The sequence below is a fragment of the Thermoactinospora rubra genome (assembly GCF_002093975.1).
GTDB lineage: Bacteria > Actinomycetota > Actinomycetes > Streptosporangiales > Streptosporangiaceae > Nonomuraea > Nonomuraea rubra_A.
Genome location: NZ_MSZZ01000005.1, coordinates 383,338 through 398,311, shown reverse-complemented (window position 1 = coordinate 398,311; position 14,974 = coordinate 383,338). Strand labels below are relative to the sequence as shown.

The 14,974-nt window shown below is 75.0% G+C and carries 2 protein-coding genes; both read right to left on the bottom strand.

Features of this window, described 5'->3' with window-relative positions; all coding sequences use genetic code 11:
- A complete protein-coding gene (locus tag BSB02_RS18640) occupies positions 1 to 10,179 on the bottom strand; it encodes a type I polyketide synthase (protein ID WP_084960249.1) in 10,179 nt (3,392 codons plus the stop codon).
- Positions 10,180 to 14,955 (bottom strand): type I polyketide synthase, encoded by a 4,776-nt coding sequence (locus BSB02_RS43030; protein ID WP_420855867.1) that lies wholly within the window; start codon positions 14,953 to 14,955, stop codon positions 10,180 to 10,182.
- Positions 14,956 to 14,974 lie beyond the last annotated feature (19 nt).

Below are 14,974 nucleotides of genomic sequence, written 5' to 3'. Positions count from 1 at the left end.
TCAGTCCTCCGATTCCAGCCCGCCCATCGCCAAGCGGATCAGAGCCTCGCTGTCCATCTCGTCGATCGAGTCGCCGACGCTCCGGCTCGGCGCCTCGGGCGCGGCCCCGGCCATCCGGAGCAGGCTGTCCAGCAGCCCGGCCTCCCGGAGCCGGGACACCGGGATGGCGGCCAGGATCTCCCGGATCTCCTCGTCGGGGTCGGGTTCGGGCGCCAGCTCCGCCAGCAGATACTCCGCCAGGGCGCGCGGCGTCGGATAGTCGTAGATCATGCCCGCGGGTAGCTTCAGCCCGGTGAGCAGGGTCAGCTTGTTGCGTATGCCCATGGCCGCCAGAGAGTCGAAGCCCACGTCGCCGAAGGCGGCGTCGGGCGCGACGTCGGCCGGCCCCGCATAGCCGAGGATGGCGGCCGCCTGTGTCCTGACCAGATCGAGCAGCATGGGCAGGCGCCGGTGCTCGGGCATCTCGGCCAGCCGTTCGCGCAGCGACCCGCCGTCGCCCTGCGTGTCCTCCTGGGCCGCGCGCCGGGACGACGGGCGGACCAGGCCGCGGAACAGCGCGGGCACCTCCTCCTCCGCCAGCCCCTGGAGATCCAGCCGCATGGGCAGCAGCAGCGCCTCGGCCGCCGAGGCCGCCGCGTCCAGCAGGCGCAGCCCCTCCTCGGGGGACAGGGCGCCGATGCCCGCTTCCGCGATGCGTGCGGCGTCGGCCCTGCTCAGCCCGCTCGCCATGCCGGCGGTGTCCCACAGACCCCAGGCCAGCGAGGTGCCCGGCAACCCGGCGGCCCGGCGCTGCGCGGCCAGCGCGTCCAGGAAGGCGTTGGCGGCCGCGTAGTTGCCCTGGCCCGGCGCGCCGAGCACACCGGCGGCCGAGGAGAACAGCACGAACGCCGACAGCTCCCGGTCCCTGGTCAGCTCGTGCAGGTTCCACGCGGCGTCCACCTTGGGCCGGAGCACCGCGTCGACCCGTTCCGGAGTGAGCGAGGAGATCACGCCGTCGTCGAGCACCCCGGCCGCGTGGACGACCGCGGTCACCGGCGTCTGCTCCAGCAGGCGCCGCACCTGGTCGCGGTCGGCGACGTCGCAGGCCGCCAGGGTGACGGCGGCGCCGCGCCGGGTCAGCTCCGCGCGCAGTTCGGCGGCGCCCGGGGCGTCCGCTCCGCGCCTGCTGGCCAGCACCAGGCGCTTGACTCCGTGGGTGGCGACCAGATGCCGGGCGACCGCGGCTCCGAGCGCGCCGCTGGCGCCGGTGATCAGCACGGTGCCGTCCGGATCCCAGACCGGTGAGGCCGGTTCGGGCACGGTCCGGCGGATCAGCCTCGGCAGGCGTACGGCGCCGCGCCGGATGGCCGCCTGCGGCTCGCCGGAGGCCACCGCCGCCGGCAGCATCCGCATCGACAGCTCACTCAGCGCGTCGTCGGCGTCGAGGTCCACCAGGACGATCCGGTCGGGGTGCTCGGCCTGGGCCGATCGCACCAACCCGGAGACGGCCGCGCCGGCCAGGTCCCTGGGACCGGTGTCGCAGGCGGAGGCTCCCCTGGTCACGACGGCCACGGTGGCTCCGGCGCCCCCGGCGAGCCAGGACTGCAGCACGCCGAGCACCCGATGCACCTCCGCCCGCACGTCGGGCCCGCCGCCGCAGGGCACGACCAGGACGCCGCTCTGGGTGGGCTCGCTCACGATGGGAACGCCGAGCGCGTCGGCCAGGCCCCAGCGGTCCGGGCCGAGGACGCGCCAGCCGCTCACGTCCTCGACGGGATCCAGCGTGACACGCTGCCAGGACACCGCGTAGAGCATGTCCTGCACCGGGGTGGCGGTCGCCGCAGAGGCGGGCCGCAGCAGCAGCGATCCGATCGACAGGACGGGCCGGCCGGCGGCGTCGGCCACCTCCATGGCCACCGTGGCGGTTCCGGTGGGCCGCACGTGCACCCGGAGCGAGGTGGCGCCGGTCGCGTGGAGCCGCACATCTTCCCAGGAGAAGGGCAGCATGGGCGCCTCGCCGGCGGCTTCGCCGCACCCGATCGCCTGCAGCGCGGCGTCCAGCACCGCGGGGTGGACGCCGAACCGGTCCGCGCCGAGCTGTACGGCAGGCGGCAGGCTCACCTCGGCGAAGACCTCCTTGCCCCGCTTCCACACGCTCCTGAGCCCCTGGAAGGCGGGGCCGTAACGCAGGCCACGCGCGGCCAGGTCGGCGTACATCCCCTCCAGCGGCACCTCCCGCGCGCCGGCCGGCGGCCACACGGTCTGCTCGGCCGGCGTCCGCCCGGCGTCCGACGCCAGGACGCCCGTGGCGTTCCTGGTCCAGGGCAGGTGGTCGGGCGCGTCCTCGGCTCGGGAGTGCACGGCGAACCGCCGGGTGCCGTCCTCCTCCGGAGCGAGCACGGCCAGCTGGATGCGGACGCCTGACCGGTCCGGGATGACCAGCGGGGATTCGATGGTCAGCTCGGCCATCTGGCGCAGGCCGACCCGGTCGCCCGCGGTGAGAGCCATCTCCACCAGGGCGGTGCCCGGGAGCACCGCGGTACGGCCGACGACGTGGTCGGCGAGCCAGGGGTGTGTCCCCGCGGACACCCGGCCGGTGAACAGCAGGCCGCCGGATTCGGCCAGCTCGGTCGCCGATCCGAGCAGGGGGTGCTCGTCCGGCCCGGCGCCGCCGGTGGCGGTCTCCAGCCAGTACCGCCGGCGCTGGAAGGCGTAGGTGGGCAGCTCGACGAGGCGGCGCCGGCCGTACACCGAGCGCCAGTCCACGGGCACGCCTTCGCAGTGCAGGCGGGCCACGGCGGCCAGGACGGCCTCGGGCTCGGGCTGGTCACCGGGCAGCAGGGGGACGGCCTCGCCGTCGAGCACCAGGGCGCTGAGCGCCTGGCCGGGACCGACTTCCAGGAAATGGGTGACGCCTTCCTCGCGCATGGTCCGCAGGCCGTCGGCGAAGCGGACCGGCTGACGGACGTGGCGCACCCAGTACTCCGCCCCGAACTCCCGCTCCGGCCGCCCGGTCACATTCGACACCACCGGAACCACCGGCGCGCGATAGGCCAGCCCCTCGGCCACCCGCCGAAACTCCGCCAGCATCGGCTCCATCAGCCGCGAGTGGAAGGCGTGCGAGACCCGCAACCGCCGAGCCCGCGGGAAGCGGGCGGCCACCGCCTCCACCGCCCGCTCGGGTCCGGCGATCACCACGGAGGCCGGGCCGTTGACCGCGGCGATGTCCACCCCGTGCACCTCCTGCGGCCCCTCGGCCAGCACGGCGCGCACTTCGGCTTCGGGGGCGGGGATGGCCACCATCGCCCCACCGGCCGGCAGGTCCTGCATCAACCGGGCCCGCGCCGACACCAGCGCGCAGGCATCCGGGAGCGACAACACCCCGGCCACATGCGCGGCGGCGATCTCGCCCACCGAATGCCCGGCCACCACATCCGGCCGCACCCCCCAGGCCTCCAGCAGCCGGGCCAGCGCCACCTCGATGGCGAACAACGCCGGCTGGGCGATGCCGGTCTGCGCCAGCGCCTGCTCATCACCGCCCCACATCACCTCCCGCACCGCCGGATCCAGATGGCTGAGCACCTCCTCCAGCGCCCGGGCGAAGACCGGGAAGCGGGCGGCCAGCTGCCGGCCCATGCCCAGCCGCTGCGCCCCCTGACCCGAAAACAGCATGGCGGTCCGCCTGCCGGGGCCGGCGACGCCGCGGACCACGCCGGGCGCGTCCTCGCCGTCGACCAGAGCCATCAGCCCGCGCAGGAACTCGGGGACGCGGCTGCCCACCACCACGGCGCGGTGCTCCAGCATGGCCCGCGAGGTCGCCAGGGAGAAGCCGATGTCGGCGAGATCGCGGTCGGGGTCGTCGTTGAGGAGGGACAGCAGCCGCTCGGCCTGGCCGGCCAGGGCCGGCGCGCTCTTGGCCGAGATCACCCACGGCACGCAGCCCGGCTCCGGCGCGGGCTCCGGCGTCTCGTCCACCGGCGGCTCCTCCAGGATGAGGTGCGCGTTGGTGCCGCTCACGCCGAACGACGACACACCCGCCCGGCGCGGACGGTCCGTCGCGGGCCAGTCGGCCGGCTCGGTGAGCAGCCTCACGGCACCCGCCGACCAGTCCACTTCCGGCGACGGCTCGGTGACGTGCAGGGTCTTGGGCAGCATGCCGTACCGCATGGCCAGGATCATCTTGATCACCCCTGCCGCGCCGGCCGCCGCCTGGGTGTGCCCGAGGTTGGACTTGATGGAGCCCAGCCACAGCGGGCGGTCGGCGGGACGGTCCTGGCCGTAGGTCGCCATGATGGCCTGCGCCTCGATGGGGTCGCCGAGCTTCGTGCCGGTGCCGTGGGCCTCGACGACGTCGACGTCGGACGCCGACAGGCCGGCGTTGGCCAGCGCGGCCCGGATGACCCGCTGCTGGGCGGGCCCGTTCGGCGCGGTCAGCCCGTTGGAGGAGCCGTCCTGGTTGACGGCGCTGCCCCGGACGACGGCGAGCACCGGGTGGCCGTTGCGCCGGGCGTCGGAGAGCCGTTCCAGCACGAGCACCGCCACGCCCTCCGACCAGGCGGTGCCGTCGGCGTCGGCGGAGAAGGCCTTGCACCGGCCGTCCGGTGCGAGGCCGCGCTGCCTGCTGAACTCGATGAAGGAATCGGGGGAGGCCATCACCGCGACGCCGCCAGCGAGCGCGAGCGAGCACTCGTCCTGCCGCAGCGCCTGGGCCGCCAGGTGCATCGCCACCAGCGACGACGAGCACGCGGTGTCGACGCTGACCGCGGGTCCCGCCAGTCCGAACGTGTAGGCGACACGCCCGGTCACCAGCGAGCCGGAGCTGCTGGCGCCGACGTAGTCGTGGTACTGCACCCCCACGTAGACGCCGGTCTTGCTGCCGCGCAGCGACTGCGGGTCCATCCCGGCCCGCTCCAGCGCCTCCCAGGTGACCTCCAGGAGCAGCCGCTGCTGCGGGTCGATCAGCGCGGCGTCCTTGGGCGCGATGCCGAAGAAGGCCGGGTCGAAGTCTCCCGCACCCTCAATAAACCCGCCCTTGCGCACGTAGGTGGTGCCCGGCCGCTGCCCGTCGGGGTCGTACAGATCCTCCAGGTCCCATCCGCGGTCGGCGGGGAAGTCCGCTATCGCGTCGCCGCCCTCCGCCAGGAGCCGCCAGAGGTCCTCGGGCGAGGCGACGCCGCCGGGCAGCCGGCAGGCCAGGCCGACGATGGCGACGGGCTCCTCGCTGGGACCCGCGGCGGCTTCGGGTTCCGCATCGGCGACGGTCGCGCCCGACAGCCGCTCGGCCAGGTAGTCGGCGAGCGCGGCGGGGGTCGGATAGTCGAAGATCAGCGTGCCGGGCAGCCGGAGCCCGGTGGCCGCGTCCAGCCGGTTGCGCAGCTCCAGCGCGGTCAGCGAGTCGAAGCCGAGCTGGTGGAACTCCAGCGAGGGGTCGATGTCCTGCGGCGAGTCGTGGCCGAGAACCGCCGCCACCTGCGCGCGCACCAGGTCGGGTACGGCAGGCGTCCGCTGGGGGGCGACCTGCCGCGCGCGAGCCGGGGCCGGCGTCGCCGACGTCATCGCGGCCCATGCCCGCTGGTCCAGCTTCGCCGCCACGACCGTGGGATCGGCCTGCCGCACGGCCGCGTCGAACAGGGCACGGCCGTCGGACGGGGAGAGCCGGACCATCCCGCTCAGGGCCTGCCGGGTGACGTCGGCCCCCATGCCGTGGCTCCACAGCCCCCAGGCGATGGACAGCGCGGGCAGGCCGGCCGACCGGCGGTGCCGGGCCAGGGCGTCGAGGAAGGCGTTCGCGGCCGAGTAGTTGCCCTGGCCCGGCGCGCCGAGCACGCCGGAGATCGACGAGAACAGCACGAACGCGCCCAGCGGCATGTCCTTGGTCAGCTCGTGCAGGTTGAGCGCGCCGTCCACCTTGGGGCGCAGGACCCGCTCCAGCCGCTCGGGAGTCAGCGCGGTCACCACGCCGTCGTCGAGCACGCCCGCGGTGTGCACCACGGCGGTCAGCGGCTCGGGCAGGTCCGCCAGCACGGCCGACAGCGCGGCGCGATCCGCCACGTCGCAGGCGGCGACCTGGACCTGCGCGCCTAGTTCGGTCAGCTCGGCGGCCAGCTCGGTGGCGGGTGTGCGGCTCACCAGCAGCAGCCGGCGTACGCCGTGGTCGCTCACCAGATGCCTGGCCACGACGCCGGCGAGCCCGCCCGACGCGCCGGTCACCAGCACGGTGCCCGAGCTGGGGAAGCCGGAGTCCTCTCGCGTGGCCACGCGGGTCAGCCGTGGCGCGTACGGCACGCCGCCACGCACCGCGACCTGCGGCTCGCCCGTGGCGATGGCCATGGGCAGCACGTCCTGGGCCTGACCGGGGTCCTCCACGTCCAGCAGGACGAAGCGGCCAGGATGCTCGGTCTGGGCCGAGCGGACCAGACCCCAGACCGCGGCGCCCGCCAGGTTCTCCACGGGTTCCTCCGCCACGGCGACGGCGCCGCTGGTCACCACCACCAGCGTGCCGTCCTCCTCACGCAGGCAGGCCTGCACGGCTTCGAGCGCGCGGGAGGTGGCGGCGTGTACCGCGGCGGCGTCCGCACCGGCCGGTGGGCTCAGCACGACGACGCCGGGCGCCGCCTCGGCGGGGGCCCGCCCGTCGATCGGCCGCCAGGCGAGCCGGTACAGCGGGTGGCCCGGCGCGCGGAACACGCTCGACCCGATGGAGGCGACCGGCCGCCCGGCCGGGTCGGCGACGGTCACCGCGAAGGAGGAGGGTCCGGTCGGGGTGAACCGCACGCGGGCCGCCGAGGCGCCTCCGGCGTAGGACTCGACCTCCGACCAGGAGAACGGGACGAGTCCGGCGCCACCGTCCCCGACGGCGCGCAACACGTGCGTGCAGGCGTCCAGAAGCGCGGGGTGCAGCGCGAACCGGCCGGCCGGAACGTCGTCCGGCAGCCGCACCTCACCGAAGAGCTCCTCGCCGCGCCGCCAGGCCGCGCGCAGCGACCGGAAGGCCGGGCCGTACGCCAGCCCGTCTTCGGCGAAAGCGGTGTAGAGGCCCTCCAGCGGGATGGGCTCGGCATCGCGTGGCGGCCATTCGGTCAGTTCCGCCCCCGCCCCGCCGGTGGGCGGAGCCACGGTTCCGCTCGCGTGCAGGATCCAGGGCTCGTCGTCCTGCTGGGAGTAGACGGCCAGCTCCCGGCGGCCTTCGCGGTCGGCGGCGCCGACGGTGACCTGCAGGCGGACGCCACCGCGCGGGGGCAGCACCAGCGGGGTGCTGAGGGTCAGCTCCTCGACGCGGCCGCAGCCGACGTGGCCGCCGGCTTCGACGGCCAGCTCGACGAACGCCGTGCCGGGCACCATGACCGCGCCGTCGGCCTTGTGGTCGGCCAGCCACGGGTGCCGGCCGACCGCCAGCTGACCGGTCAGCACCACGCCTTCGGCGCCGGCCAGCGAGATCGCGGCGCCGAGCAGCGCGCCGCCGGGCGAGTGCAGCCCGGCGGCGTCGATGCCGTCCGGCTGCCCGCGCCCGTCGAGCCAGTAGCGCCTGTGCTGGAAGGCGTAGGTGGGCAGGGGGACACGCCGCACCGCGCGCGAAGCGAACACGCCCGCCCAGTCCGGGTCCGCGCCGTTCACGTACAGCCGCGCCAGAGCCGACAGCGCCGCGTCGGCGGTGCCGCCCAGCATCGCCACGGCGGTGTCCACGTACGGTGTGAGCACGCCGGGCCCGAGCTCGACGATCCGCGTCGCACCCGCCTCCTCCAGCTTCCTGACCCCGTCGGCGAACCTGACCGTGTCGCGAACCTGGCGGATCCAGTAGTCGGGCGAGGCCGGCCCGCCGGCGACGAGGGGGCCACCGGTGACGAGGGGGATGGCGGGCGGGTGGTAGGTCAGGGTGCGGGCCACGCCGGCGAACTCCTCCAGCATGGCGTCCATGTGGGGCGAGTGGAAGGCATGCGACACCCGGAGCCGGGTGGTGCGGCGCCCGGCCTGCGAGAAGTGCGCGGCGATCCGGACGACCTCCTCCTCGTCGCCCGAGACGACCACCGAGGCGGGACCGTTGACGGCCGCGATGCTCACCCGCTCGGTCAGCAGGGGACCGACCTCGTCCTCCGTGGCCTCGACCGCCACCATGGCTCCGCCGTACGGCAGGGCCTGCATGAGCCGCGCGCGGGCGGACACCAGCGTGCAGGCGTCCTGGAGCGACAGCACGCCGGCCACGTGCGCCGCGGCGAGCTCCCCGATGGAGTGGCCGAGGAGCAGGTCGGGCACGATCCCCCAGGTTTCGAGCAGGCGGAAGAGCGCGACCTCGACGGCGAACAGGGCGGGCTGGGTGTATTCGGTCCGGTCCAGGAGCTCGGGCTCGTGGAAGATCACGTCCTTCAGCGGCCGGTCGAGCGTGAAAGCCGCGCACACGGTGTCCAGGGCCTCCGCGAAGGCGGGGAAGGCCTCGTACAGGGCACGACCCATGCCCGCCCGCTGCGCGCCCTGCCCGGGGAAGAGGAACGCGGTCAGCCCACGGGACGCGGCGCCGACGATCACGGCGGGGTCCGCCTCCCCCGCGGCCAGGGCCGCCAGGCCGCGCTCGGCGGCGGCACGGTCCGCGGCCAGCACGACCGCACGGTGGCGCAGCGGCGACCGCGTGGTCCCGAGCGAGTAGCCGATGTCGGGCAGGGCGGCCTCGGCCAGGACGGGCCGGAGCCTGTCCGCCTGGGCACGCAGAGCACGCGCGCTCTGACCGGCGATCGGGAGCGGTACGGCGACGCCCTCCGGCCGGCGCGGCGCCTCCTGTTCGCCCTCCGGTACGGCGGGGCCGTCCGCAGGAGCGGTCTGCGGCGCCTCCTCGAGGATCACGTGCGCGTTGGTGCCGCTCACCCCGAAGGAGGACACGCCGGCGCGGCGGGGATGCCCGCGGCGCTCCCACGGCTGGGCGCTCTCCAGCAGCCTGACCCCGCCGGAGGACCAGTCCACCGCGGTGGTCGGCGTGCTCACGTGGAGGGTCTGGGGCAGCAGCCCGTGCCGCATGGCGAGCACCATCTTGATGACGCCGCCCACCCCGGCGGCGGCTTGGGCGTGCCCGATGTTCGACTTGATGGACCCCAGCCACAGCGGCCGGTCCGCGGGCCGGCCGGCGCCGTAGGTGGCCAGCAGCGCCCCGGCCTCGATCGGGTCGCCGAGCGTGGTGCCGGTGCCGTGCGCCTCGACCGCGTCGACCTCGGCGGCGCTCACCCCGGCGTTGGCCAGCGCCTGCCGGATCACCCGCTGCTGCGACAGCCCGTTGGGAGCGGTGAGGCCGTTGGAGGCGCCGTCGGAGTTGGTCGCCGAGCCGAGGATGACCGCGAGCACGGGGTGGCCGTTGCGCCGGGCGTCGGACAGGCGCTCGAGCAGGAGCGTGCCCGCGCCCTCCGACCAGCCGGTGCCGTCGGCGTCGTCGGAGAACGGCTTGCACCGCCCGTCGGGGGCGAGGCCGCGCTGCCGGCTGAAGGCCAGGAACGGCGAGGGGGTGGCCATCACCATCACGCCGCCGGCCAGCGCCAGTGAGCATTCCCCGCGGCGCAGCGCCTGGCAGGCCAGATGCACGGCCACCAGGGACGAGGAGCAGGCGGTGTCGATCGTGACGGCCGGTCCCTCCAGGCCGAGCGCGTAGGCGATCCGGCCGGAGATGACCGCTCCGGCCGTGCCGGTGCTCAGGTAGTCCTCGGCGACCTCGGACAGGTAGGCGGAGGGGATGTCGTCGAAGTAGTCCTGGCCGCCGCTGCCGATGAACACGCCCACGGGTGTGCCGCGCAGGCTGTGCGGCGCGATGCCGGCCCGCTCGACCGCCTCCCAGGCGAGCTCCAGCGCGATCCGCTGCTGCGGATCCATCGCCAGGGCCTCACGCGGGGAGATGCCGAACAGCTCCGCGTCGAAGTCGCCGGCGCCCTCCAGGAACCCGCCTTCGGTGACATAGCTGGTCCCGGGCCGGTCCGGATCCGCGTCGTACAGCGCCTCGGTGTCCCACCCCCGATCGGCGGGGAACGGGCCGATCGCGTCCACGCCTTCGGCCACCAGCCGCCACAGGTCCTCCGGAGACCGGACGCCGCCGGGGAAGCGGCAGCTCATCGAGACGATCGCGATCGGCTCCCGCTCGGCGGCCTCCAGCTCGCGGAGCCGCTCGCGCGTCTGGTGCAGCGTTGCCGTCACCCGTCTGAGGTAGTCGACGAGCTTTTCTTCTTGTGCCATCTACGCCTCGTGCGCGAGTTCGTTGTCGATCAGGTCGAAGAGGTCGTCGGCTGTCGCCGTCCTCAAGCGGTCGGCCAGGTCGGTGGCGTGGCCGTTCCGGGTCAGCTTCCATGCCATGCTCTGCAGGCGCTCCGCCACCCGTTCGCGGTGGAGCTCCTCCTCGGTCAGGGCGGCGATCCTCGCTTCCAGCCGGTCCAGCTCCACGCCGAGCGGCACCGCCGTACCCTGGCACAGCTCGGTCCATAGGTGCTCGGCCAGCGCCCCGGGGGTGACGTGGTCGAAGACGACCGTGGCGGGCAGCTTGCGCCCGCACGCCGCGCTGAGCCTGTTGCGCAGGTCGACCGCGGTGACCGAGTCGAAGCCGAGCTCCTTGAACGCCCGCGCCGGCTCCACCGCCGCCGGCCCGTCGTGGCCGAGCACCGCCGCCACGTGGGTGCAGACCAGGTCGAGCAGCACCCGGCGCTGTTCGGCCGCGGGCAGGCCGGCCAGCCGGCCTTCCAGGTCGGTGCTCTCCGTGACGGGCTGCTCCGGCTGCTGCCGCGCGTCGGGGAGGTCCCGCAGCAGCGGACGGTCTCTCCTCAGCGTGTAGACCGGGACGAACGTGGCCCAGTCGATGTCGGCGATCGCGAGGTGGACCTCCTCGTCGCCCACCGCCTTGGCCATCGCCTCGACCAGCAGCTCGGGATCCATCTCGGTGAGGCCGATCCGGCGCAGCTGGGCGCTCGCCTCGTCGTCCACCATGCCGCCGCCCGCCCAGGAGCCCCAGGCGATCGAGGTGGCGGTCCGGCCCCGGGCGCGGCGGTGCTGCGCGAGACCGTCGAGGAAGGCGTTGGCGGCCGCGTAGGCGGGCTTGCCTGACGTGCCCCACAGGGCCGCGCCCGAGCCGAAACAGACGAACGCGTCAAGCTCCCGGTCCGCGAGGGCGCTGTCCAGGTGCACGGCTCCCGCGATCTTCGCTCGTACGGCCTCGCGGTACCGGGCGGGTGTCATCTCCTCCAGCGGCGGCTCGTCGGTGAGCACTCCGGCCGCGTGCACGACGGCGGTGAGCCCGGGCAGGCCGGCGACCAGAGCCGTCACGGCGGCGGCGTCGGACACGTCGCAGGCGGCGACGGTGACCTGGACGCCGAGCTGCTCCAGCTCGTGGGCGAGCGCCTCGGCGCCGGGGGTCCGCCTGCCGCGCCGGCCGGCGAGCACGAGATGCTCCGCGCCGTTGCGCGCCAGCCAGCGCGCGACGTGCGAGCCCACGGCTCCGGTGCCGCCGGTGACCAGCACGGTGCCGCGAGGACGCCAGGGTCGCCGCGTTCCCTCGGCGAGCGGGGCCCGGACCATGCGCTTGGCGAGGACGCCGGAGGACCGGATCGCGACCTGGTCCTCCCCGTCAGCCCCCGAGAGGATCCGGCCGAGCCGGGCCAGGGGGGCGCCGTCGGCGAGGTCGACCAGCCCGCCCCAGGTGCCGGGGTGGTCGAGGGCGAGCACGGTGCCCATCCCCCACAGGGCCGCCGCGGCGGGGTCGACGTCCTCGAACCGGTTGACCGCGACCGCTCCCGACGTGACGCACCACAGCGGCGCGACGACCTCCGCCGCCCGCAGTGCCTGCATCAGGAGCAGCGTTCCCTGGACGCCGTAGGAGAGCACAGGAGAGCCGGGATGCACCCGATCGTCCAGGGCGAGCAGCGACAGCACCCCGGCGGGGGACGTGTCACCCAGCTCGGCACGCAGCCGGTCCGCGAGGGCCTCATGCGTGACGTCCACGCGAAGAGTGATCACATCGGCGCCCTGGGCGGCCAGCTCGCCCGCGATGGTGTCGGTCCACGCGCCGGCCGGCGGTGCGACGACCAGCCAGGTGCCGGACAGCCGGGTGGGCGGGCCGCTCTCCAGCGGGGCCCAGCGAACCCGGTAGCGCCAGGACTCCAGCCGCGCGTCCCTGGCGCGGTCCTCGCGCCAGGCCCTGAGCGCCGGCAGGACTTCGCGCAGCGGCGCGACCTCCACCTTGAGCTCGGCGGCGAGCGCCTCCGCGTCGTCGCGTGCCACCTTCGCCCAGAAGCGGCCGTCGTCGCTCCCCCCGGCCCGCGCGGCCGGGGCCGGGGTCTCCCAGTACCGCTTGCGCTGGAAGGGATAGGTGGGCAGCTCGACCGGGCGGGCGTCGGGGAAGAAGGCGCTCCAGCCCGCCGTCCCGCCCCGCACGTGCAGCTCCGCCATGGAGGTGGCGAACCGGTCGAGGCCGCCCTGGTCGCGGCGGAGCGTGCCCACCACGACCGCGGCGCCGTCGAGCTCGGCGAGCGTCTCCTGGATGCTCATGGTGAGCACCGGATGCGGGCTCACCTCCACGAATGCCGCGTGCCCGGTGGTGGCCAGCTCGCGGACGACCGGGCCGAAGCGCACCATGTGGCGGAGGTTGTCGAACCAGTAGCCGGCGTCCATCGCGCCGCCGTCGATCCACTCGCCGGTGACCGTGGACATCATCGCGATCTCGGCGGGCTTCGGAGTGATCGGCCGCAGGTCCTCCAGCAGCCGCTCCCGCAGGGCGTCGACGTAGGCGGAGTGCGAGGCGTAGTCCACCGGCACCCGCTTGGCGCGCACGTCGCCGGCGACCAGCTCCAGCCGCAGTTCGTCGAGCGCCGCGCCCTCGCCGGCCAGCACGACCGAGCCGGCGCCGTTGTCGGCCGCGATGGAGATCCGGCCCTGCCACCGTTCCAGGTACCGGCCCACGTCCGCGGCCGGCAGCCCGACCGCCAGCATCCCGCCGTCGCGGTCCAGCTCTTCGGAGATCGCCCTGCTGCGCAGGGCGACCACCCTGGCGGCGTCCTGGAGCGAGAGCGCTCCCGCCACGCACGCGGCCGCGATCTCGCCTTGGGAGTGCCCGATCACCACATCCGGCTCGACGCCGTAGGACCGCCACAGGGCCGCCAGCGAGACCATGACCGCCCACAGCACCGGCTGGACGACGTCCACCCGGTCCGCGGGGGGCGCCCCGGGGGCGCAGCGCAGCACGTCCGTCACCGACCAGTCCACGAAGGGCGCCAGCGCCCGCTCGCACTCCGCCAGCCGGCTCGCGAAGACCGGCGACTCCTCCAGCAGCGCCGCGGCCATGCCGGACCACTGCGACCCCTGTCCGGGGAAGACGAAGACGGTCTTGCCCCGGACGTCGGCGACTCCCGTGACCAGGTTCGGGGCGGAGCCGCCGCAGGCCAGGGCGTGGAGCCCCGCCAGCAGCTCCCGGCGCTCGCGGCCGATCACCACGGCTCGCCGCTCGGCCGGCGAACGGCCGGTGACCAGGGAGAACCCGACGTCGTCCAGCCGGTCGTCGCCGCCGTCCAGCTGCGCCGCGAGCCGCCCGGCCGCCTCGCGCAGCGCCGGCTCGGTCTTGGCCGACAGCACCAGGGGGGCCGGCGCCCGCCCTTCGGCCGGCCGTACGTCTTCCACCTCCTCCGGCTCCTCCAGCACCACGTGGGCGTTGGTGCCGCTCACGCCGAAGGAGGAGACCGCGGCGCGGCGGGGACGTCCGGCGCGCGGCCAGGGCCGGGCTTCCAGAAGCAGCCGTACGGCTCCCGCCGACCAGTCCACGTGCCGCGTGGGCTCGGTCACGTGCAGGGTCTTGGGAAGGACGCCGTGGCGCATCGCCTGCACCATCTTGATGATTCCGGCGATGCCGGCCGCGGCCTGCGCGTGGCCGATGTTGGACTTGATGGACCCCAGCCACAGCGGCCGGTCCTCGTCGCGGTCGCGCCCGTAGGTCGCCAGCAACGCCTGCGCCTCGATCGGGTCGCCGAGCGCGGTGCCGGTGCCGTGCGCCTCCACGGCGTCCACGTCGGCCGGCGTGAGGTCGGCCGCGGCCAGGGCCTGCCGGATCACCTTCACCTGGGCGGGGCCGTTCGGCGCGGTGATGCCGTTGCTCGCGCCGTCCTGGTTGACCGCGCAGCCCCGGATCACGCCGAGCACCCGGTGGCCCAGCCGCCGCGCGTCGGAGAGCCGTTCCAGCACCAGGACGCCGGCTCCCTCGGCCCACGCCGTGCCGTCGGCGTCGTCGGAGAAGGACTTGCAGCGGCCGTCGGGCGCCAGCCCGCGCCGCCTGCTGAAGTCGACGAAGATGGCCGGGCTCCCCATGACGGCGACGCCGCCCGCGAGCGCGAGGGAGCATTCGCCCCGGCGCAGCGACTCCACGGCCATGTGCACCGCGACCAGCGAGGAGGAGCAGGCCGTGTCCACGGTCACCGCCGGGCCCTCCAGGCCCAGGGTGTAGGCGACGTGCCCGGACACCAGGCTGCCCGCCGGGTCGCCGGGGCTGTAGTCGTGGTACATCAGCCCCACGAACACCCCGGTCGGGCTGCCTGCCAGGGAGTGGGGTGCGATGCCGGCCCGCTCCACGGCCTCCCAGGACACCTCCAGCAGGATCCGCTCCTGCGGATCGGTGCCGCGGGCCTCGTTCGGGCCGATGCCGAAGAACGCCGCGTCGAACTCGGCGGCGTCGTAGAGGAATCCGCCGTGCCGGACGTAGGTCTTGCCCGGCTGGTCCGGCCGCGGGTCGTAGATCCGGTCCAGGTCCCATCCCCGGTCGGCGGGGAACTCCCCGATGGCGTCACGACCGTCGGCGACCAGCCGCCACAGGTCCTCCGGGGAGGCGACTCCGCCGGGATAGCGGCAGCCCATGCCGATGATCGCGATCGGCTCCGTGGCACGCGCCTCCATCTCGCGCAGCCGCCGTTTCGCCTGCTGCAGGTCCGCGGTGGCACGCTTGAGATAGGCGCGGAGCTGTTCTTCGCCGGCCAAGCGACTCACCCCATCGTTGCGTTACCGG